Here is a 22,086-nt window from a genome sequence, read left to right on the forward strand (position 1 = left end):
GCCCGGCGAGCGCCGCACGCCTCGCCGGGCCCCGCTCCCTACCCCACCCGCACGACGACCGCGCCGGCCGGCCCTCGGGCCGTTGCCGTCCGCGTCACCTCCCACGCCCGCACACGCACCCGCGAAGGAGCTCATCTTGCGACGCCCCACGGTACGCACGTACACCGCCTCGGCTGCGGCCCTGGCCGCTCTCCTCCTGCCCGCCCCGGCCGCCGGGGCCGACACCGCGCAGACCACGGCAGCCGCGGCGACCGTGATCGAGAAGGTCCCGTACGCGATGGACGCGTCGAACCAGGCCGCCTGGTGGACGCCGGTCGCCACGTACAAGGGCCGCGGTCAGTACACGTACTTCGCCTTCAACGAGCCGGGCTCGACGGCCGCGACGCACCGGCCGGCCATCGCCCGGCGCGACCCGGACGGGGCCTGGAGCCGGCTGCCGCTGCTGAACAGCGACGGGCAGCAGGCCGAGTTCCCCGACGACAACGGCCACAACCAGCCGTCGATCGCCCGCGACGGCAGTGGCCGCCTGCACGTCTTCACCTCCATGCACGCCAACTCCTGGCGCTACTTCCGCACCGAGGCCCCCGGCGGCGACGTCACCGACCACGCATCCGAACTGCCCGATCAGGGTGTTGGCATCACCTACCCGGTCGTCACCACCGCGCCCAACGGCGACCTGTACCTGGCCGCCCGCGTCGGTACCGGCTCCGACCGGCGCCCCGGCAAGCTGTACCGCTGGGACAACGCCAACTCCCGCTGGAGCGTCGTCGCGACCTTTGCGAGTGCGCTGTACCGCTCGGTGTACCCCGACGACCTCACGGTGGACGCCTCCGGCCGCGTGCACCTCCTCTACGAGTGGGCGAAGGCGCCGGCGACCGCGTTCCGCCACCAGCTCTCCTACCTGGCCTACGACCCGTCGACCGGTTCCTTCGCGGACAGTACGAACACGACCGTCACCACCCCGGTCACGCCCGCAACCTCCGACGTCGTCCAGGACCTCACCGCGGGAGAGGAGTGGAGCGCCGACAACGCGTACACCGGTCCCGCGGTGCAGAGTGCCAAGCTCACCCTCGACGGCTCCACCCCGAAGATCGCCTACCGCTACCGCTCGGCGGACAGCGGTGGTCACTTCCGCGTGTACTACGCCTATCCGAGCGGTGGCGGCTGGGTCGGCAAGACCGTGTACGCCGACGGGCAGACCGCGGCCGCCCTCGGCATCACCTGGGACGAGACGGACACCAAGCGGATCTACTACGTGACCACCTCGGGCGCCGACCGGGTCTTTTCCGCGACCCAGTCGGCGGACGGAGCCTGGACCGCGCAGTCCGTCACGCCGGGCGTGAGCGCGGACCGGCTTGCGGTGCGACGGGACTCGGACGGTCACGATGTGCTCTACCTGCCGGACACCGCACACAACACCCTTTATTACGCGACCCGTTGAGGAGTCGTGGCGCTCGTCGCCGTCCGTTCGGGGGAGGTCACGGCCGTGCGGACGGCGCAGCGGTTCAGGTCGCGGGCCGGGACAAGATCACTGCGGCCGGGGCGGCGCTCTCCGCACACTTCGGCGTCTCTCGTACTCCAGCCGGACTTCGGTGACAGGAGCTTGGCCAGAGGCCCTCTCAATGTCCTGTCCGACCCACTCGGCCGGCGTCACCTCCGGCCCGGGAAGGCAGTTGCCAGGATGACCGTGACGATCACGCCGCCACCGAACAGGGCGCGGTGTTCGGCGGAGTGGACTCCCACGCGGACACGATCCACGTTTCGCGGTCATCACCGATCGGGGCGGCCACGTCGCCGAGCCGAGTTCCCGACCACGGCGGCCGGATACGACGCGGCGATCGCGTTCCTGAACGCCCACGGCACAGTGACCGCCGTCGACTTCGTCCCACCGGCGGCGGACCGCGCGTCGCCCTCCTGACCGCTCTGAAGACCCTCACCCGCCGGGTCCAGGTCCTGACCGCAGAACACGACACCCTCACCGCCGCCCTGGACACCGCCGCCACCGACAACAACCCCACAGGGCCCTGCCCTTGGGAAGGGCGCGGATGGCGTCGGCGGGCAGGATCCGCTCCTGCCGCATGCCGACCGAGGTGGACTTGCCGGATTCCGGGTGTGAGGTCGACGTGGTCTCGACGTCGTGATCGCCGATCAACCGGGACAACTTGTCTGCGAAGTCGGGATCGTCGATGCCGGAGCCGATGACCTTTACAGCCGAGGCGGACCACATGGCGTCCATGCCGGCGTCGCCCCGGACCTTCTGGCCCCCACCTTCGCCCGTCGGTCCACAAGAACTTCCCGTCTCGATCAGATCGCTGACGAACTGGCTCGGTCTCCGCTACCGTCAGAGCCTGAGATGGTGGCAGACCCGGCACATGCCATGGGTTGAACCGAGATCGCCGGAAGGCATGAGCGGATCTCGCGCCGAGCACGGCTCGGCACCTCACTAGGAGCGGCATGGCGAACCCGTTTGATGACCGGGACGTATCTTTCACGGTCTTGTCGAACTCCGAAGGGCAGCATTCGCTAGGGCCGGCGTCTGTGCTCGCACCGGCGGGCTGGCGTGCTGTCCATGGTCCTTCTGGTCGGGACACTTGCTGGATCACATAGAGATGGACTGGGAAGATCTGAGGCCGTTGAGTTTGGCACGGGTCATGCGAGGCGACGATATCGACACCAAGTGATCGCACCTCCGGCAATCAGTGCGCTCGAGTCCAGGTTGCGAAATAGATAAAGATCGATTTGCAGCATTGTGGCAAAGAACGAGTTTATGAGAGAGGTGTGAGGTCGGATGACTATCCGGACCGGCGAAGCGGATGCCGACAGTTATGGCCACGCTGACGAGCCGACCAGATCCACACTGATCTGTGGCCCTAAGCGTCCTCGAAGTATGAGCGCAACCCTCGATAAGCTCATCTGCCAACATGCGGAGACGTCCCCGGAGGCCATCGCGGTCGCCGACCCTGATGGGAGCATCAGTTACGAACAACTGGTGAACCGCGCCCGCCGTTTGGCTGCGGTACTCCGTGCTAGAGGGCTGGAAACTGAATCGCCGGTCGGTGTTCTGGTGCCCCGCTCGTGCGACTATGCAGTCGCCATTCTTGGTGTCATGATCGCCGGATGTGCTTTTGTTCCGCTGGATCCGGAATATCCGTTGGCCAGGCTGACTTACGTGCTGCGTGACTCAGGCGCTGTCGCTCTGGTGTGTCGTGAGGATACCGAATCGCTCCTTCCGTTCGACGGAGAGCTGATCCCGTTGAATTCGATTGAGGGCGAGGGTGCGCTGGCGACTGAATGCCGCGAAGCGCCGTTTGCGGATCCGCGATCCCACGGCGAGTGCACGCCGGATGACGCACATCGGCTCGCATGCATATTGTATACATCGGGATCGACGGGAAAGCCGAAAGGCGTCGCACTTCCTCATCGATCGCTTGTCAACCACTTTCTCTGGGAGGCCGAGTTTCTTGGAGTCGGACCGGCGGGCCGCATCGCGCAGCGTACTCCCAACGGATTTGACGCGGCGTTGTGGGAGACGGCGGTAGCCCTGATTTCGGGAGCGATGTCGGTGGTCGTTCCAACCGATATCGCCACCATCACGTCGGTGTTTCGTGACTACGCCAATTCGCGCGGGATAACCTTGATGCTCGCGGTACCGACCCTCCTTCGGGCGTATGCGGAGGCCGGAGTTTTTCGGGAAATTCCGTCAATGCGTACCATTGCGTCGTGCGGAGAAGCCCTTAGTCGGAGCTTGGCGGAATCCATCAAGTCTCAAACCGGGGCACGCCTCGTGAATGTATATGGGCCGACTGAAGGTGGTGTCGGCGCCATGGAGTTCTGCGTGGATGCTGACGTGGTATCCGCCAATGTGCCGATCGGGAAACCAGCTGGAAACGTCACGATCTACGTCCTCGACGATCGCTTGATGTTGGCTCGCGCCGGCGTTGCCGGTGAGATATACATCGCTTCGCCTCAACTCGCAAGAGGATACTTCAATGCGCCGGCCTTGACTTCCGAACGCTTCGTCGCTGATCACATCAGCGGAGTTCCGGGGAGCAGGATGTACCGGACAGGTGATCTTGCTCGGATGCTGCCGAGTGGAGATCTGGAATACCTCGGACGCGGCGATGGGCAGTTCAAGCTTCACGGCGTGCGAGTAGAGACTGCGGAAGTCGAAGCGGTTCTTGCTGAATTTTCAGACGTCAGCGCGGCGGCAGTCGCCGTGAAGGCTGTGTCGGCTGACACTTCGATTCTTGTTGCCTATGTTGTCGCCCTGCCAGAGACGGCCGAAGGGCTAGTGGCGCGACTGTACGACTTTCTGCAGGGTCGATTGCACGGAGCCATGATCCCCGCGCGCTATATTCTTGTGGATAGTCTTCCGATATTGCCGAACGGGAAGGTCGACAGGGCGTCGCTGCCGGAGCTGGATGCTATGGCCAGAATTCCCGCCGAATCGACTTCGTAGCGGCCTCTTCACGCGAAGCCGGGGCCCGCGGCAGGGCGCGTGCGTTTCCACGCGGCGAGATGAGCAACTCGTGTGTCGACGTGCGCTGATGGCCCGCTGGTCCATGCTCGGGCACGACGACGCGACCCTGGTGATCAAGGTTCTCGAAGCCTCTGATCACGAACAGGGGGTCGCGTTCGCGTGCCCTCTTCCCTGATCGACGTTCTCCAGCGCCAACCGCGAGGACGTCGCCCCGCCCCGCTGCACCTGCCTGCCGAGCCGTCCGAACTCACCGCACCTGTCCGAGGTGTTGGACCGGCTCCCCGATCCGCGACGGGTGAGGGGACGCCGCTACCGGCTGGGCTCCCTGATCGCCGTGCTGCGTGGCACTACCACGCCGGCCGGCATTGCCCGGTGTGCCGTCGACGCCGCTCCCGAGGTGCGGGAAAGGATCGGGCTCCACCGTCCACCACGCGCGACCACCCTGGGCTGCCTGCTGGCACGTCTGAATGGTGACGCTCTCGATGATGTCGTGGGCGCCAGGCTTGCCCGGCACGCGAGTGACCCGGCAGTCGAAGGCGCCGTGGAGTTGGTGGGGGTTGCGGTCGGCGTCGAAGCCGTACGAGGCAGCCGCACCGGCAAGAGGACGGCCATCATCCCAGCCGGTCGGCCGAGCCGTTGGGGCAGAGGCGGTTGGTCAGGCGCCGGACGGTGGCCGTGCTCGGTGCCGGACGGACGCCGAACGCCGTGGGGGTCCGGGCGCCGAGCCGGGGGAGGGTGCGGAGCGTTGCGCGCCCACTGGCCGATCCTGGCGAAGGAGCAGCACGGCCACCACCGCTGAGCATGCCACCGGCAGCACGCTCACGAACGGGTGCGGCCTTCCGTATCGGTGCCGTGGAGCGGCCGGCGTCTCCAGTCGCGCCGCCGGCGTGGGTGACCGGCGGGCGATGTGATCAGGCAGACGGTGGCATGCTGACGGCACATGGAAGTCCCGTCGACGCAGGCGACTTGGGAAGGTCACCCGCGCCAACGGGAGCTTCGCTGCCTTGGCGGCGCATCTGCCGGACACATCGTCACGCCGCCGTGACCGAACGGTTCCAGCGATCCGGTCTCACCACTCGGTGACCACAGTGCGGTCCTGCGCTGGAGGGTTCGCCGATGCCTGTTCCGCATCGATCGCCGCCCCCAGGCCCCCGAGGGTTCTCAACGTCATGATGGATTTCATCGGCATGTAGACGTCGAAGGTCTCCTTGATCATGTTCGCGACCTTGAACGCGTCCATGCTGTTGCCGCCGAACTCGATGAAGTTCGAGTCCCTGTGCACCTCGTCGACGCCGAGGACCCTCTGCCATATCGTGGCGAGCAGTTGCTCCGTCTCCGTCAACTGCGCGGCCTGCGGTTCGACCTCGTGGTGTGAGCGGGTACCCGCTGGCAAGGCACCGCTGATGAGGTCCACCAGGCTGCCGACGTCGACCAGTTCGGCGGACGTCATCGCCTCGTCGTCGATTTCGACGGAGAACTCCTGCTCAAGTTCGGTGATGATGTGCCGAAGCGCAGATGGGTCCAGACCGATGGGGCCTGAGTGAAGCGGAAGGTCGTTGTCGAGGTCGGCCACTTCGAGCGGGAGGTTGAGCGTCGAGACGATGACCTGCCTGACTCTGACCGCAAGGGAACTTGTCGCAAGTTCAGGAGTTGTCAACTCTGTCCTCCCCGTCGTATTACGCTCGCTGCGGCCGGTCGAAGCGGCCTCAACTGCGCAGGACCCGCAAGTTTACTCATCGACGGATGGTCCTGGGAGCCGGTGCCGTCGGCCTGTCCGGTTTCGGCACCGGCAGCTCGTCGATCGGTGTTCCGGGACCGGCCAGTCCGGCAGCGAGCAGGGCCAGCAGGGTCTCCCGCCAATGGCGTGCCGAGGCTTGGTCGAACCGGTCGGCGGCGTATTCGATCTCGCTCGCGACTCCGGCGGCGTCCTGCCGCACGGTCCAGGTCAGCGCGACCTTCGCGGTCCGCGAGTGGACGAACCGCTCGGCGATGTCGAGGCCCTCGATGTCGCCGAAACCGTCCAGGGGGGTGGACTGCATGGCAAAGATCGCCTGGAACAGCGGGTTCTCCCCGGCACCACCGGTCCGCGTCAAACCTTCCACCAGTTCGGCGAACGGCAGTTCCTGGTTGGTCAGCGCCCCCGACAGCGCCTCGTCGGTGCGTGCGATCAGCTCGCGGAAGCTCATGCCCTCGGTGAAGTGCATCCGCAGCGGAACCGTGTTGACCAGATAGCCGATCACTTCCTCCGTACCGGGCCGGTTCCGGCAGGCCATCGGCACGCCGACCACCGTCTCCTCGACGCCCCCGGTCCGGCGCAGCGTCGCGAAGAAGGCCGCGAGCAGAACGGCGAAGGCCGTGGTGCCGTACGTGCCGACGACGCGCTGCAGCGCGGTCGGATCGATGGCAGTGGGCGGTAGCTCCACGGCGAATCCCTCGGTGCCGACTCGTTTCCCGGTTTCGGGCGCGGAGCCCAGTTCGGTGGCGGGCAGGTCCCCGGCGAGCTGGGCCCGCCAGTACGCCCGCTGCCTGTCTGCTTCCGGGCTGCGCAGCCAGCGCTCCTGCCAGGCGGCGTAGTCGGCGTACTGGGTGGTCGGCTCGGGCAAGGGCCGACCGGTGTAGAGCGCGCCGAATTCCCGCCAGAATACGGCGAGTGACCAGGCGTCGAACATCGCGTGGTGCACGTCGACCAGCCACAGGTGCTCCTCGGCATTGACGCGGAAACACGCTGACCGCAGGAGCGGGCCGGTGGCGAGGTCGAACGGGCGCCCGGCCTCCAGCTCGGCGAGGCGGAACGCCTCGTCGAAGTCGGAGGCGACGGTCAGAGCGGTGTGGACCGGGCTCGCAGTCTGGATCCGCTGCCGGAGCTCACCGTCCTGGTACTCCAACACCGTGCGCAGCGCCTCGTGCCGGGTGACGATCGCGGTCAGCGCGGCGTCGAGGCGATCGAGGTCGAGGGGACCGCGGATCCGGTAGCAGACCGGTATCGCATAGGTGGGCGAGCCGCGGTGTATCTGGTCCACGAACCACAGGGCCCGCTGCCCGCGCGAGGCGGGGTGCCGGTCGCCGCGGACGCCTGACGGGAGGACCACCGTGTCCGCGACGTTGTGACTGTGCTCCTGCTTCACCGCGGCTGCGATGCCCGCCACGTTCGGAGCCGCGCGCAACTGGGCGAACGTCAACGCCACGCCCGTCACCTCGGTGACCCGGCTGAGCAGCCGCAGCCCCCGCAGCGAGTCGCCTCCGGCAGCGAAGAAGTTCTCGTCGCGGTTGCTTGGCGGGCCGTCCAGCACGTCACCGACGAGGGTGGCCAGGACGCGTTCCAGCGTCGACATCCCGGCCCCGCCTGCGTCGTCGGCCTGGCCGGTGCGCCCGGCTTGCGTCGGCGCGACCGGTGGAAGCTGGGAGCGGGCCACCTTGCCGTTGAGCGGCGAGCGCGGGATGCGCTCCAGGAGCACGAAGGTCTGGGGCACCATGGCCTCGTGCAACCGGCCGGCGGCGTCGGCGCGGATCGCCGCCTCGGACACGCCGGCCTCGGCCTCGACGTAGGCGACGAGCCGGGATCCGAAAGGCGGATCCTCGACCGCGACGACGACCGCGTCCTTGACCCCGGCGCAGTGCAGTACGGCGCTTTCCACCTGGCCGGGCTCGACACGGTACCCGCGGATCTTGACCTGGCGGTCCGAGCGGCCCAGGAAGACCAGCGTTCCATCCGGCCGGCGGCTGGCGCGGTCACCGGTGCGGTACATGCGCGAACCAGGCAGGCCTCGGGGGTCGGGAAGGTACCGTTCAGCGGTGGCGACCGGATTGCCGTGGTAGCCGCGGGACACCGGCGGGCCGCCGACCCACAGGTCGCCCGGTTCGTCGTCCGGCAGCGGCCGCAGATCGTCGTCGAGGATGTAGAGTGCGGCGCCCGCGAACGATTGCCCGATGGGAACCAGTGCGTAGGCGTCGGGATCAGGGTCGGACGCGTCGACGCCCTCGGGACGGTGAAGGGCCACACTGATGGTGGTCTCCGTCGGCCCGTAGTCGGAGATCCAGTCGACCTTCTCCGCTCCGGGAATCCGGTACCAGGCGGCGAGCTTGTCCACATGGATCTTGTCGCCGCCGATGAACACGATGCGCAAGCAGGCGGGCAGGCCCACCAGTCCGGCGGCCAGATCGTCCACCCACTGGTGCCAGTAGGCGCTTGGCAGGCTCACCATCGTCACGGCCAACCGGTTGATCAGGTCGGTGAACTCCACGCTGGTGAACTGCCGTTTGCCGGGCATGACGACGGCGGCCCCGGCGGCCCACGCCGGCAGGATCTCCTCCAGCGCGGCGTCGAAGGCGATCGCCGTGGACTGCAGGACCCGGTCCGTCGGCTCCAACCGCAACTCGTCCCGGAGGGACGGGGCGTGGTTGGCGAAGCTGGCATGCTGGACCGCGACCCGCTTGGGCTTGCCGGTCGAGCCTGAGGTGAACACGCAATAGGCCAGATTTTCCGGGTGAAGGGCGGGCTCCGGAGCGGTCGTCGGCTGATCGGACAGGTCGAGCCGGTCCGCGTCCATCACGGGCAGTCCCGGGGGGGCCACGGTGATCTGTCCGTCCCGGACGAGCAGGACCGTGCCGGCGTCGGTGAGCATCCCCTCGGCGACGTCACGGGGCAGTGACGGATCGACGGGTACATACACTCCGCCGGCCTTCCAGATCCCCAGCATCGTGACCAGCAGCCGCGGCGACGGCTCCATGACGACGCCGACCAGGCGCTCCGGCCCGATGCCTTCGGCGGCCACCAGATTGGCGAACTGATTGGCCCGCTGGTCCAGCTCGCGGTAGGTGAAGGTCCCGCCGTCCCAGGCCGCTGCGACGGCGTCCGGCGTCAGCGCAGCCTGAGCTTCGAACAGATGCTGAATGCAGGGACCGGGCATCAGGCTCCTATCTCCGAATCCGACGTACTGGGCTGAGGCATCAGAAATAGGAGCGCAGGCTGCCGCGCCGCCGGATGTCGGTCGTCGCGCAGTGGAAGGAACCGCCGAAGCTGTTGAAGTTGCGGAACGGGCACGGGATTGCGGTCATCCCCCAGCTCTCAGCCAGGCGGCGCATCGGCTCGTCCTGCGCTTCGACGACCATCCGCTCCTCGTCGATCATCAGCACGTTCATATTGATCCACTTGCTGGTCATGTACAGCGGATGCCCGTCCGGGATCACCGGACTCGGCGCCGCCCGCACTTCCCAGTCCTTGAAGATCTTCGGTACCTCCGGTACCCGGTCCGGGTGGATCAGCAGCTTGCCCTCGGCCAGCGGCATCAGGCTCGCGTCGATGTGCATGGGGTGGGTGTCGGCCAATTGCAGTTCGTGGACCTGATAGTCATCGCCGAGGTGCCGGCGGACCCACTCGATTCCCATCGCGTTGGTGACGTGGCTGCGCTGGGCGAAGATGTCACGGCCGCACCGGATGAAATCAGCCGCGTCGAAGGTCGGCTCGAACTCGGTTATCACCGAGCGGAACGGTTCTTCGTCCGGTTGGTCGGTCCAGTTGGCGACGTACAGCTCGTCGGGCAGTTCGGGCTTGGGCGGGGAGCTCCAGCGGGCGCCCTGCCGGAAGTACTCCTTGAGTAGCGGCCGGTAGGCCGACGCCGCGTACGAGCGTGACCGCCAGGCCATCGGCGCCTCGATCACGTCCTGTCCGACGACCAGCAGCAGATCCCGGGGCATCGCGTCGTACAGGCCGGTGCTCGACCAGCCCGGCGCCCCGTAAGACCGGCCGTGATCCCGCGATTCGGGTCGGCGAACCTTGACCCCTTGGCCTTCCAGGATGTCGACCAGCTGGTCGAGTTCGTCGCGCGCGGCGGCGATCGCGTCGGCGGGGAACGGCTGCCCGGCCCGTTCCCGGAACACGGCGCGCTGCTCAGCTGACAGCGGTGCGCCGACCGAGACATGCCACGGCGGGAAGTGAGCGCCGTCGACGGCGCCTACGATCACCTCTTCCAGCGGATCCCACTCGTTGTAGGAGCTGACCGGGCACTCCGACTCGGTCGAAACCTCTGATTCACGCATTTCGATGCTCCGTTGCTGAGGCGTAGGCGAGATTGGTGAATCGGCGGCTTTTCAGGCACCCGGGTCCATGAACGCCCGCAGGCTCGCCGGCCGCATGTCGGTCCACCTCTGGGCGATCAGATCCAGACAGGCGGACCGCGGAGCCCGGTCGCCGACGGTTTCCCAGCCGGCCGGGACCTCTCGGCCCGTAGGCCAGAGCGAGTACTGGTCCTCGTTATTGCGCACGACGAAGCACAGGTCCTCGGGCTCTGACATGACTGCCTTCCGTTGTCGGGTCGGGTCCCCGGATGGCCGTTGGCCACTCGACACGTCCGTGCCGGCATTTTCGACGCGTACCGCGACCCGCCCCCGATATACGGGTTCTGACATGATCACGGCCGGGCTCGCAATGTGCAGTACTTCACCAAGGTCAAGTTGTCGGTGTCAATAGCCGATCGTCGATTGCCTGGTCAGCTGAGGCCTTTGCCACCTGCGGTTGAGCTGGCGTGATGCACGGGAGGACGGCCTGGACGAGGCCGTGATGCGGATGGTCGATGCCGTGTTCCCGGGCCGCGCGAAGGTGGTGAACGGCCCCGGCGGCGATCCGTTCGATGGGCAGGAGCGTCCCGTCGAGCAGGACGTACGCCTTCCTCGAAGCAGCCCGGAGGGCTTGGTCAAGGGTCGCTGCGAGTGTGGCCGGCAGGTCGACGGCCTTGGTGACGTAGTGGTAGACGGTGCTCGCCCCGAACCCTGCTGCGAGCTGGGCCTATTGGTTCTGTATCGCAGATGTGCCGGCACCGGCGGGGCCTGACGGCCGATCGGGAGCCGACGGTCCTTGATCGGACGACGGTGTTCTCGCAAGCGGGCAGCGAGAAAATACAGGGGCCGACCGGACGCGTCCAGCCCGCAGGGGCAGACAAGCACGTGAAGCCTCTGGTGGGCACCGGGTGATCTCGGCCGTGATTTCCCCTATCGGGGGCTTTACTCATATGCCGCACCAACAGCCCAGCTGGTGAGGCGAGTTCGCCAAAGTTACCTTGAGACATCGATCATTACGGTCTAGAGTCAGGATCCGCATTGGCGACGCGACACCCATTCGCATGGCTGTCAAAGATTGAGACCGTGTAGTAGCGATCCGGACTCCCGCCGCCGGTGCGATCCGACGGTGGCAGGCCGGCGTACGGCTTGTCGCAATGAGGGGGATCAGTGAAGATCTGGAAGAAGACTCCCAAAGACTTGATCCTCGTGGCGTTAAGTCTCGCCCAGTTCGCCGTGACTCCGGCACTGGCGATCACCTGGGACACGGATTCGCTGCCGGCCAGGGTCGCCGGAGGGGTTCTGCTCACCGTGATGACGGCTTACAACATCATCGTGATCTCACACCTGTTCACCCATGTGCCGTGGTTCGTCAGCAGCCGTCTCAACGCCGTGATGTCCCTGGTCAACTCCGTCAACATCGGGCAGTCGGTCCAGGCGTACCAACTGACCCACGTCCGGAACCACCATCGCTTCAACAACGACCGGCAGGGCCCTGACGGCACCACCCGGGACGCGTCGTCCACGTACCGCAAGGGGAAGAACGGGCAGCACCAGCGGCTGGCTGCCTATGCTCTCGGCGGTGCGGTGGACTCGATCGTCGGCCGCGTCAAGGACGTGGTTTCCACGACGCGTCTGTGGAGCGTCGGTCGCGGCGAGGAGCGACTTCTGTCCCTGGCCTCACGCCGGGAGGGCGGGAGGGCTCGCGAGCTCCGCCAGATCCGAGCCGATCGCGCCGCGCACTGTCTGTCCCTGGTCGTGTTCGCGACGCTGTCCTGGCAGTGGACGGTCATGTGCTACCTCCCGGCGTTCTTCGCCGCGTTGACGCTGGTCAACGTGCAGAACTATTACCGGCACTACGGCGCGAATCCCGAGGATCGCGCGGCGGACTCGGTGAGCCACTACAACCGCGTGTACAACTTCCTCACCTTCAACGACGGATACCACCAGGAACACCATCTCAGCCCCGGTTCGCACTGGTCCCAGATGCCCGGGGTCACATCACGCCGGCGGGACCGGCTCGACGCACAGCCTCGCGTCGTCAGCCCGGTTCCCGCCATCGTCGGGTTCCTCTACCGCAGTCGGCCGCTGTTGCACCAGGCCGAGGCGGCAAGCACGCTGTCCCGTCACCGGGGGTCCTCCACCGCGACCTGACCGCGGCCCTCAGCCGTACCCGGGTAGTCGACGACCGGACATGAAGTGAAGCCCTCGTGGGTCAACCTGCGGACTGGATCACTGAACTGGTTACTCGTCATCGGCGCCCCAGGCCGTCACATCGCGCTGCGCCGCGAACTGGTTTCAAAAGGAAGGGCTGCAGACCCGGAGCCATTGGCCGATGCCCGGCGGGGGTCTTCGAGAGTCATCCACTCCCTTCAGACATGCATAAGTCCTCGCAACACTTGTTCCATTGCGCGAGCCTCGATATCCGTCGTCACGGGTGCGGCTGCTGCTACCGCGGTCGAGTCGCTGCATCACCAGAAAGGTAGGAGATCGCAGTGGTTTCTCATGGGGGAGTCGCGGCGGACCGAGACCTGCTGCCTCTCATGCAGGATCTGGGTCGCCGTGGCGTGCGATTCTACCTGGAGCAGGGCACGCTCAAATCGGCCGGAGCCCGTGAACTGGAGCCGGCCGAAGCGGATTTCGTCCGGATGCACAAGGCGGAGATCATCGCTCACCTGCTGTCTCAGGCAGCACCGATCGGGGGCGCTGATGGTGCCGACGGCCCGGCGCCGCTGAGCTACCAGCAGGAGCGTTTGTGGCTTCTCAACGAGATCGCGGAGCGCTCCGAGGAGTACAACTCGATCGAGACCTATTGCATCCGAGGCGTTCTGGATCCGGACCGACTCTGCAGTGCGTTGCGCCGCGTGGTCAGGGAGAACGACGTTCTGCGCACGGTCTACCGGATGGCGGGCGATGCAATCAGCCAGGTCGTACTGGACACGGACCTGCACATCGTCCGAGAGGAAGCGGGAACGCCCGAGGAAGCCCTGACGAAGGCTCGGTCGGCACAGCTTGCCGAGTCGGGTCGCCAGTTCGACCTGAGCGCTGAGATCCCGGTGCGATGCCGACTGGTCACAGCGCCCGATGATGTGTCCTACGTGATTCTGAACATCCATCACATAGCGTGTGACGGGTGGTCGATGCCGCTCATATGGCAGCAGATGAGCCGCTTCTACGATGCGCCGGATGCCGGGCACGAGAGCTCCGGATCCGCCTATGCGGAGTACGCACGTTGGCAGCGTAAGATGATCACCGGCGATCTCCTCGACACCCTCGTGGACCGGTGGCGGGATCGCCTGGACGGTGCGCCGCTGGTCCATGGCATGCCGGTCGACGGCGGCGGCCAGGATACGCGAGGCCAGGTCGCCGGCATCCATGCGCAGCGGATCGAGGGCGACATCTATGACTCGTTCACCAAGCGATGCATCGCCGCCGGGGCGAACGAGTTCGCCGGGCTGCACTCCGTCCTCGCGATTCTGGTGGCGATCGTCAGTGGCCGGCAGGAGACGGTCGTAGGCAGCCCCATCGCCAACCGCGAGCTGCGGGACATCCAAGAGACCGTCGGCTTCTTCGTCAACATGATCTCGGTGCGTGGGGCGGTCCGCCAGGACGACGCGTTCGCTGACGTGCTGGCCGCGAAAATGGCCGAGATCGAGTTCGGCTACGCCTTCCAGCAAGTGCCGTTCGAGCGCGTCGTGGAGGTCGTGACCGATGGGCGCAACGACAGATCGCCCATCTTCCAGATCATCCTGGCCTTGCAGAATTTCGGCGCCGGTGGTCCGACCCTGGACGGCACGCGGATCGAAGTGCTGCCGGACGTCCAGGACCGTAGCCGGTATGACCTCGAGGTCTTTGTCCAGGACGACGGCAGCCGTGGACGGGAGCTGCTGTGGGTCTACGACGAAAGCCTCTTCGACAAGGCGACCATCGAACGATGGGCCCGCTGGTTCTCGCGCATTCTGGAGATCGCCTCCGAAGGCGTCGAGGTACCCGTCGCGGACCTGAGGACCTCGCTGGCGGAGCAGACGCCGCAGGGTGTGGGCGGCGCTGACGCCGCCCTCGGCGTGGCCGAGGACCTTGATGTCCTTGAGCGGATCGTGGCGACCGCTGACGCTGATCCCGACCGGGTGGCGGTCAGCGACGGCGTCCGGCAGGTGACCTACGGCGAGCTGATGCGCCGAGCCGGAGAGATAGGCGGGGCGCTGGCCGAAAGATACGGCCGAAGTGGCGTGTTCGCCATCGATATGGAGCGGTCCGTCGAGCTGGTGCAGACCATCGTCGGCATCATGTCCGTCGGCGGTTCGTACGTCGTCGTCGACCGGAATGACGGCGCGGCCCGGTGCGCGACGGTTCTCAGGGCTGCCGAACCCCGCTGCCTGCTGACGGCTGGTGAGCACGGCCCGCTCGATGAGGCGGGGGACATGGACGTCGTCGACGTCCGGACTCTGACGGCGGACAGCCGCAGCCCACGGGGTCCGGTGTCCGCGGACGACGACCTCTACTACGTGTTCACGTCGGGTTCGACCGGTCGGCCGAAGGGCGTTCGGGTCACCTATCGGAATCTGGCCACCTACCTCGGGGGCGTGGCCGGGAGGCTGCGCCTGAAACCGGGGGCGAGGTACTGCTGGCAGTCGAGCGTGGCGACCGACTTCGGCAACACGGTCCTGTTCGGTGCCCTCGCCACCGGTGGGCGGCTGGACATCGCGACCCGCGACGACATCCTCGACGGCGCTGCCATGAGCGAGTTCCTGCGGCGGCACGACACGGACGTTCTGAAGATCACGCCCAGCCATCTGGCTGCCCTGCTCGAAACGCATCCGATCACCGAGCTGCTGCCGAGGAAGATCCTCGTGCTCGGGGGAGAGGCGGCCCCGCCGGCGGTGATCCGCGCGCTGCGCGACGCTCCGGCGTCGGTCGCGGTCCACAACCACTACGGGCCGTCCGAGACCACGATCGGCGTCTTCGTCGCGGACGTGAGCGATCCGGCGGCTTCTGGAGCGCTTCCGATCGGGCGACCGTTGCCCGCCGTCGAGTTCACGATCGAGACGGTGGACGGCGCCACGGTGCCTTTCGGGGCAGTCGGCGAACTGGTGATCCGGGGCGCACAGGTCGCCGCGGGATATCTCTCCGAACCGCAGGACGGGCCCGCGGCGTTCTTCGCCGCAGGCGCCGGGCGTGGCTACCGGACGGGGGACTGGGTCCGCCAGCGCAATGACGGCCAGCTGGTGTTCCTCGGCCGGCGGGACGATCAGGTGAAGATCCGTGGGTACCGCGTCGAGCTCGGGGAGATCAGGGCCGCGCTGGAGTCGACGGCCGGCGTGAGGCGGGCCGAGGTCCTGATCGACGAAGACCCGCAGGGTACGGCACGGACGGTCGCGTTCATCCAGCAGGATGACTCGGCTGACGGTGCCAGGGACGATGGCACCCGGACACAGATCGACGCCGAAGCGGTGGTCGAACAGTGGCGGGACGTCTACGACTTCGCATACGCCGAGCGGGTCACCGGGGACATCGAGTTCAACGCGTCGGGCTGGATCAGCTCGTACACCGGTGGACAGATCCCTGAAGAGGAGATGCGCTCCTGGCTTTCGAGCACGCTTGAGCGGATCTCGGCCGTCGAGCCGAAGAGCGTACTGGAGATCGGCTGCGGCCTGGGCATCATCGCCTATCCACTGAGCCGTCGGGTGGACAACTACCTGGCCTGCGACTTCTCATCGCAGATCATCGCGATGAACGAGCAGAACGCCAGGAAGATCAGCACGGGCCGGTTGTCGTTCTTCACCTGCGAGGCGATCGACATCGACCAGTATGTCGATCGTGTCCGCGAGGCGGCCGTCGACACCGTGATCATCAACTCGGTGGTTCAGTATTTTCCTGGTTTGGGCTACTTGGAAGAGGTACTGGACAAGGTCCTGGCCATCGAGTGCGTGCGCAACGTCTTCGTCGGCGACGTCCGCAATTACGACCTGCTGGACGAATTCAGCCTGTCCGTGGTGGACACCCAGATACCGGACGGCGAAGCACGGCCAGGTCTTGAACGTCTTCAGCCGGCGTATGCGCAGTCCGAGCAGGTGACCGAACTTCTCATCTCCGATGAGTACTGGACCGAGTTTGCCGTACAGCGCGAGAGCGTTGCCGGAGTGAGCGTCCTGCCGCGTACCGGCCCTGTCTCGAATGAGCTGTTCGATTTTCGCTATGACGTCATCCTGAGCAAGGACCCGAACAGGCTGCTTCAAGTGGGTTCGGCGGGCCCGGTCGAGGTCCGGGACGCGGACCTCGCCGAGGCTGACGGTCTGTGGCGATCGCTCGCCACCGGCGAGAGCGGCACGGTCGTCGTTCGAGGTGTCCGGAACCCCCGAACCGCCGATCACTGTGACACGCTGCGCTCAGCCAAGTCGAGTGTGCCGGCCGGCCCACGAGCCGCGAAGCCGCAACCCGCGCAGGAGGTTGTGACCCGGCTGCAAAGGGTGGCGGGTACTCATGGACTGCGGACCAGCGCCCACTACGCCCGGGACGAGAACGGATCCGTCAGCCGCCTCGACGTGGTCGTCTTCCGGGCCGACTGCGCACGGTACGCCGACAGCACGAGCTTCGCGGTGGCGTCGAAGGGCGGCCGGACCGGGCCGCTGAGCACCACGCCGACGGCGGTTCGGTCAGGCGGCGTCCTGGTGAGCCGGGTCGCCGAAGAAGTCGCGGCCGTGCTTCCCCCGCATATGCGCCCGGACCAGCTCGTGCTGGTGTCGGCGTTCCCCCTCAGCAAGTCCGCGAAGCTCGATCGCCATGCGCTGCTCCTACTGGCGGCCCGTCAAGAGGCGGCCGGTGGTCTCGGGGAGCTCGTGGGAGAGACGGAATCCGCACTGGCGGAGATCCTGCAGGCCCTGCTCCCGAACGGCGAGCGGATCGATCGGGAGAGCGACTTCTTCGCCGTCGGCGGGCATTCTCTGCTGGCTGCCCGGTACGTGCACGCCGTCAACCGGGCCTTCGGCCTGGAGCTGCGCGCGAAGTCCGTCTTCGACCGGCCGAGGCTGCGGGACTTCGCGGAGCTCGTCGCGGCGAGCCGGGATCGGGCCGACCCGGTCGTCGCACCGGGCGACATCCCCAGCGAGGAGATGGCGATCTCGCCGCTGCAACAGCGCTTCTGGACGATCGCGAAGTCATCGGGACCCTCGACCCTCTACAACACGACGCTGCTGCTCGAACTGACCGGCCCCCTGTCCGTCAGTGCTCTCCGGACGGCGTTCCAGCAGGTCGTGTCACATCATCAAGTTCTCAGGAGCTATTTCGAGGAGGAAGGCGACACAGTCTTCGTCCGGCTGCGTGACGCCTCCGACCTCATGCTGTCGCAGATAGAGATTCCGGGCCTGAGCCCCGAGCGCGCCGAGCGGCTTCTCATAGAGCGGATCAACCGGCCCTTCGACCTCGCAACCGGCCCGCTCGTCGAGGCGGCGCTCGTCACCGCGTCGCCCGACACCCGATACCTGATGCTGTGCATCCATCACATCATCACTGACGGCGCCGCCGAGGCGATCCTCATCGAGGACCTCCAAGAGTGCTACGAGGCGTCCTTGGAGGGCCGCGAGCCGCGCTGGCGCGACGACGGGGCTGCCTTCTTCAGGTACCTGACCCGGACCGAATGGTCGGGCCCTGAGAGCCTGGACTTCTGGGCGAGGCAGTTGGACGGCGCGCCGATGAGGCACTCCCTGCCGCTTGACGGCGACCGCGCAACCCAGGCCGCTCACGACGGCGAATCCCTGCGTTCGGAGCTGTCCGTGGAGGCCACGGCCGAGCTCGCCGGCCTCGCACGGCGGCACCGGACGACGATGTTCGTCGTGCTGAATGCCGTCGTCGGACTCTTCTTCTCCTTCCTGTCCGGTGAGGATGACGTCGTCATCGGCGCGCCCTACGACTGCCGGGAGACGGAGGCAGACAGCGCGGCGATGGGGATGTACGTCAACACGGTTCCCTTCCGGCACCGTATCGACTGGGCGCAGACGCTGGATTCACTGATCGTGGCGGAGTGGGAGTACTACCGGGAGGCGTTCGCGCACCGGCACGTGCCCTTCGACCGACTCGTCGAGCATGTCAATCCGGAGCGGGTCCTGGGCATGAACCCGATCCTCCAGATCGTGCTTGCGCTCCACCCGGAGGGGCGGAGCGTGTTCCCCTTCCACGACTGCCAGGCACGTCCGATCAAAGCGGCGTCGGCCGAGTCCAAGTTTGATCTTCTGTTCAACTCGAAGGTGATCGACGACCGTCTTGCGATCTATTGGGAATACAAGAAGAGCCTGTTCTCGGCGCAGCGCATAAAGACGATGGCGGAGCTCTTCGCATCCTTCGTCGAGACCGCGGTCAGTAACCCGGCTGTGCCGGTCGGCCAGCTCGATTTCGGTCGGCCTGCCGGCGGTGAGCCTTCCCTGGCGTTGATGAGTGGTCCGGCGGTACCCCTGACGGATCACAGTTATCTCGATGCCTTCGCCCGCGCCGCTGCCGCGACTCCGGAACGGCACGCGGTCCGCGGTACCCCGGGGGGCGTCGTCGACTACCGCGGCCTGGATGCGCGGTCGGATGCCATGGCCGCCCTGCTGCGCGACAAGGGTGTACGCAAGGGCGACCTGGTGGCGGTGTGCTTGAAGCGGTCCACCGAGTTCCTGGTGACGATGCTCGCGGTGAACAAGGCGGGGGCTGCTTACGTCCCGATGGATTCGGAGTACCTTCGGCAGAACCAACCAGGTATTCTGCGTGAGCATCGCATTGCCTTCGCCGTCGTCGAGGACAGCGATTCACCTGCGCATCCAGGAGCCGTCACTGTGGTGCGGCGGCGAGAAGTTCCGCTGACCGGCACCTCTTCTCCCGGAGTGCGGGCAGAGCTTCAGCACTCGGATCTGTGCTACGTCATCTTCACCTCCGGTTCCACCGGAAAGCCCAAGGGCGTCGCGGTGACCCATGGATCGGTGGTGAACTACCTGGCGCACTGCGCCGCCACGTACCTCGATCGCGACCCGCAGGTCGCGGTCCTGTCGAGTCCGCACTCGTTCGACGCGACTGTCACCACCACTTTGTTCGCACTCGCCATGGGCCTGACGCTGCAGGTGGTCGAAGAAGACAACGAGATCAGCGGGCTGCAGAAGGTGCTCACACGGCACCAGGGCGACCGGCTTTTGCTGAAGCTGACTCCATCGCACCTTGTGGCGTTGTCGAACATAGGGGTCACGCAGCAGCCGTCGGACGCCAGGAACGTCTTCGTCATCGGTGGCGAGGACCTGAAGGCTGCTGTCGTGGCGCCCTGGTACCAGGCCTTCGGAGAGAGTCAGTTCTTCAACGAGTACGGTCCGACCGAAGCCACCGTCGGATGCGTCGTCCATGAGATCACCGACCTGGACACCCGGACAGGTTCGGTGCCGATCGGGACTCCGATCTGCAACACGACGATAGCCGTGGTGCGCCGGGACAAAGTCTGCGTTCCCTACCAGCGCGGCGAGCTCGTCATCATGGGCTCGGCGCTGGCGCGTGGCTACCTGGACAGCGGCCAGACGGCAGCCGGCTTTCGGGCCGTGCCGTCGATGGCCGGTGCCGTCGGCTACCACACCAGCGATGAGGCCTCGCTCATCGGGTCGGCGTTCCGCTATCACGGCCGGAGCGACGGCAACATCAAAATCCGAGGGTTCCGAGTCAGCCTGGCCGAGATCGAGGCGGTGATCGGCGGCGTCGACGGGGTCGTCGACTGCGCCTGCGCGATATCCGAGGACGGCCAACGGCTGTCTGCCTACGTCCTGCCGGCGGCGTCGGTGCCACGGACGTGGGAGACCGAAACCGAGCTGCGGAACGCCCTCCGGCAGCTTCTGCCGAGATACATGGTGCCGGACACCATCACGCTGCTCGCGGAACTGCCGCTGACCGCTCACGGAAAGGTCGATCTGCACAGACTCACCGCTCCCCAGGACGTGCTGGTCCAGCAGGACGATGGTGCGGAGCAGCCGGATGAGATCATGGGCAGGCTGAGTGCGATCTGGCGGAAGGTCTTGGGAGTCTCCGGCGAATTGCCGACGGATTCCTCGTTCTTCTCGCTGGGTGGGAATTCGCTGCTGGTGACGTTGCTCCTGATGCGGATGAACGAGGAGTTCGACGCCGGGGTGACGCTCGATGTGCTCTATCGCCATGCGACGCTCAGCGAACAGTGCGCACTCCTCACGCCCGACGTGGCAACCGCGGCCGCACATGGCGCTCCTCCTGTGGCGGCGCCGAGCAGCTACGGCCAGGTCGGACTGACCGCCGCTCAGCGCCGGTTCTACTTCATGGAAAAGCTGGGTTCCGGGGCGGACCACGCGATTTCACTGTGCTTCCACATCGACGCGGGCGTCGACGTCGATCACCTCAGGACCGCCCTGATCGTGCTGATGGACAGGCATCCGATCCTCAAGTCCCGCATAGCGCAACGATCCGGGCTCCCGGTACTCGTGCCCGGTGAGGCGACGGCCGGTCGGGACTGCGTCGTGGTCGTTCCGTGCGGCGACGGCGAGGAATCACTTGAACGGATCCTGGGGCGGCGAAGCAGCGCGGTGAACCTCTTCGCTGATCCGCTGTGCAAGGCCTTCATCCACGACAGGCAGGACGGTTCCGCCGATCTGCAGATCATCGTGCACCACATCATCTTCGATGACTGGTCGGAGAAGATCCTCCTGGAGGACCTGACGCGCTTGTATGCGGAGATCTCGGCCAACGGAACAGCTGAATCAGGCCGCACGGTGCCTTTTCAGCAGTATGCCGCCGGGCCGGCCGGCGACAGTGACACGGTCAAGGCCAACACGGAATGGTGGATCGAGACCTTGAAGGGCGCTCCGGCGACACACGCCCTGCAGAGGACGGACCGCCGAACTGCTGCAGGCGAACCCGCCGGAGTACTTCAACTGGTCATCGAGGGGGACGATCTCGACCGCCTGGACGGTGAGTGCCGGCGGCTGGGTGTGACCCGGTTCAACGCCGTACACAGTGCTCTGGCGCTCGCCATATCCACGGTGAGTTCCCAGAAGGAGGCGGTCATCGGTGTGCCGGTCACCAACAGGGCAGACGCGACCTACCGGGACACCATCGGGCTGTTCATGGAGACGCTCCCACTGAGGACGACCGTCGGCGACGGTGACAACTCGTTCAGCGAGATCGTCCAGGAGAGCCATGCGAGGTTCGCGGACGCTCTGGGGCGAACGGACTTCCGCGTCGAAGAGGTGATGAACGCTCGCGCGGCAGAGCGGGCCGGTAACAGCAGGGCCCTTTACGAGATCATGCTGACTCTCCACAACGAGGGCGGTACCACGATCGACTTCGCCGGCGTCCAGGCACAGCGCATTCTGATGCCACGTCAGGAGGCGAAGCTCGATCTGATCGTCGACGTCAAGCTGGTGAGCGGGCGGTTGCACACCTACTGGGAATACGACACCACGGTGCTGTCGGAGGCGACCGTGCAAGGCCTTCTCGATGAGTTCGGCAGCTGGCTCATGTGGGGCCTGATACGACCGGACGAGCCCGTCCGGGCACGAGGCACCCTGCAGAAGGAACAGTGA

The 22,086-nt window shown here is 66.5% G+C and carries 9 protein-coding genes and 2 pseudogenes; 5 read left to right on the plus strand and 6 right to left on the minus strand.

Translation table 11 applies throughout. The annotated features are described in order from the left end of the window. The first annotated feature begins 136 nt into the window (after nucleotides 1-136). Entirely contained in the window at nucleotides 137-1,441 is a 1,305-nt protein-coding gene (locus OG524_RS30550) for a BNR-4 repeat-containing protein (RefSeq protein WP_405812049.1), read from the plus strand. Nucleotides 1,442-2,017: 576 nt separating this feature from the next. On the opposite strand, the pseudogene OG524_RS30555 reads toward OG524_RS30550, so the two are convergent. Beyond that, nucleotides 2,018-2,263: pseudogene (locus tag OG524_RS30555) on the minus strand (TraM recognition domain-containing protein); the annotation flags it as partial. Between the two features lie 191 nt (nucleotides 2,264-2,454). Between OG524_RS30555 and OG524_RS30560 the strand changes: the two are divergent. Then, the gene (locus OG524_RS30560; RefSeq protein ID WP_405387480.1) at nucleotides 2,455-2,607 is read left to right on the plus strand and encodes an MbtH family protein; all 153 of its coding nucleotides are present in this window, start codon (nucleotides 2,455-2,457) and stop codon (nucleotides 2,605-2,607) included. A 280-nt stretch (nucleotides 2,608-2,887) separates the two neighbouring features. Beyond that, on the plus strand, nucleotides 2,888-4,459 hold the full coding sequence (locus tag OG524_RS30565; protein ID WP_405812050.1) for an amino acid adenylation domain-containing protein: 1,572 nt from the start codon (nucleotides 2,888-2,890) through the stop codon (nucleotides 4,457-4,459). 1,090 nt (nucleotides 4,460-5,549) lie between these two features. Here OG524_RS30565 and OG524_RS30570 read toward each other — a convergent pair. The 5 genes and pseudogenes from OG524_RS30570 to OG524_RS30590 form a co-directional block, all read right to left on the minus strand. Continuing rightward, nucleotides 5,550-6,053 carry a phosphopantetheine-binding protein gene (locus tag OG524_RS30570; protein WP_405812051.1) on the minus strand — a complete coding sequence of 168 codons (504 nt, stop codon included), beginning with the start codon at nucleotides 6,051-6,053 and terminating at the stop codon, nucleotides 5,550-5,552. Nucleotides 6,054-6,213: 160 nt separating this feature from the next. Beyond that, nucleotides 6,214-9,387 (minus strand): amino acid adenylation domain-containing protein, encoded by a 3,174-nt coding sequence (locus tag OG524_RS30575; RefSeq protein ID WP_405812052.1) that lies wholly within the window; start codon nucleotides 9,385-9,387, stop codon nucleotides 6,214-6,216. A 40-nt stretch (nucleotides 9,388-9,427) separates the two neighbouring features. Next, entirely contained in the window at nucleotides 9,428-10,516 is a 1,089-nt protein-coding gene (locus OG524_RS30580) for an amidinotransferase (RefSeq protein WP_405812053.1), read from the minus strand. A gap of 51 nt (nucleotides 10,517-10,567) precedes the next feature. Continuing rightward, nucleotides 10,568-10,771 carry an MbtH family protein gene (locus OG524_RS30585; protein ID WP_405387474.1) on the minus strand — a complete coding sequence of 68 codons (204 nt, stop codon included), beginning with the start codon at nucleotides 10,769-10,771 and terminating at the stop codon, nucleotides 10,568-10,570. Nucleotides 10,772-11,048: 277 nt separating this feature from the next. Then, nucleotides 11,049-11,419: pseudogene (locus tag OG524_RS30590) on the minus strand (IS5/IS1182 family transposase); the annotation flags it as partial. 282 nt (nucleotides 11,420-11,701) lie between these two features. On the opposite strand from OG524_RS30590, the gene OG524_RS30595 reads away from it, so the two are divergent. After that, nucleotides 11,702-12,685 (plus strand): fatty acid desaturase family protein, encoded by a 984-nt coding sequence (locus OG524_RS30595; RefSeq protein ID WP_405812054.1) that lies wholly within the window; start codon nucleotides 11,702-11,704, stop codon nucleotides 12,683-12,685. A gap of 389 nt (nucleotides 12,686-13,074) precedes the next feature. Continuing rightward, nucleotides 13,075-22,086, plus strand: coding sequence for a condensation domain-containing protein (locus OG524_RS30600; RefSeq protein WP_405812055.1), 9,012 nt, complete (start codon nucleotides 13,075-13,077; stop codon nucleotides 22,084-22,086).

Source organism: Streptomyces sp. NBC_01520 (genome assembly GCF_045040375.1).
Classification (GTDB): Bacteria; Actinomycetota; Actinomycetes; order Streptomycetales; family Streptomycetaceae; genus Streptomyces.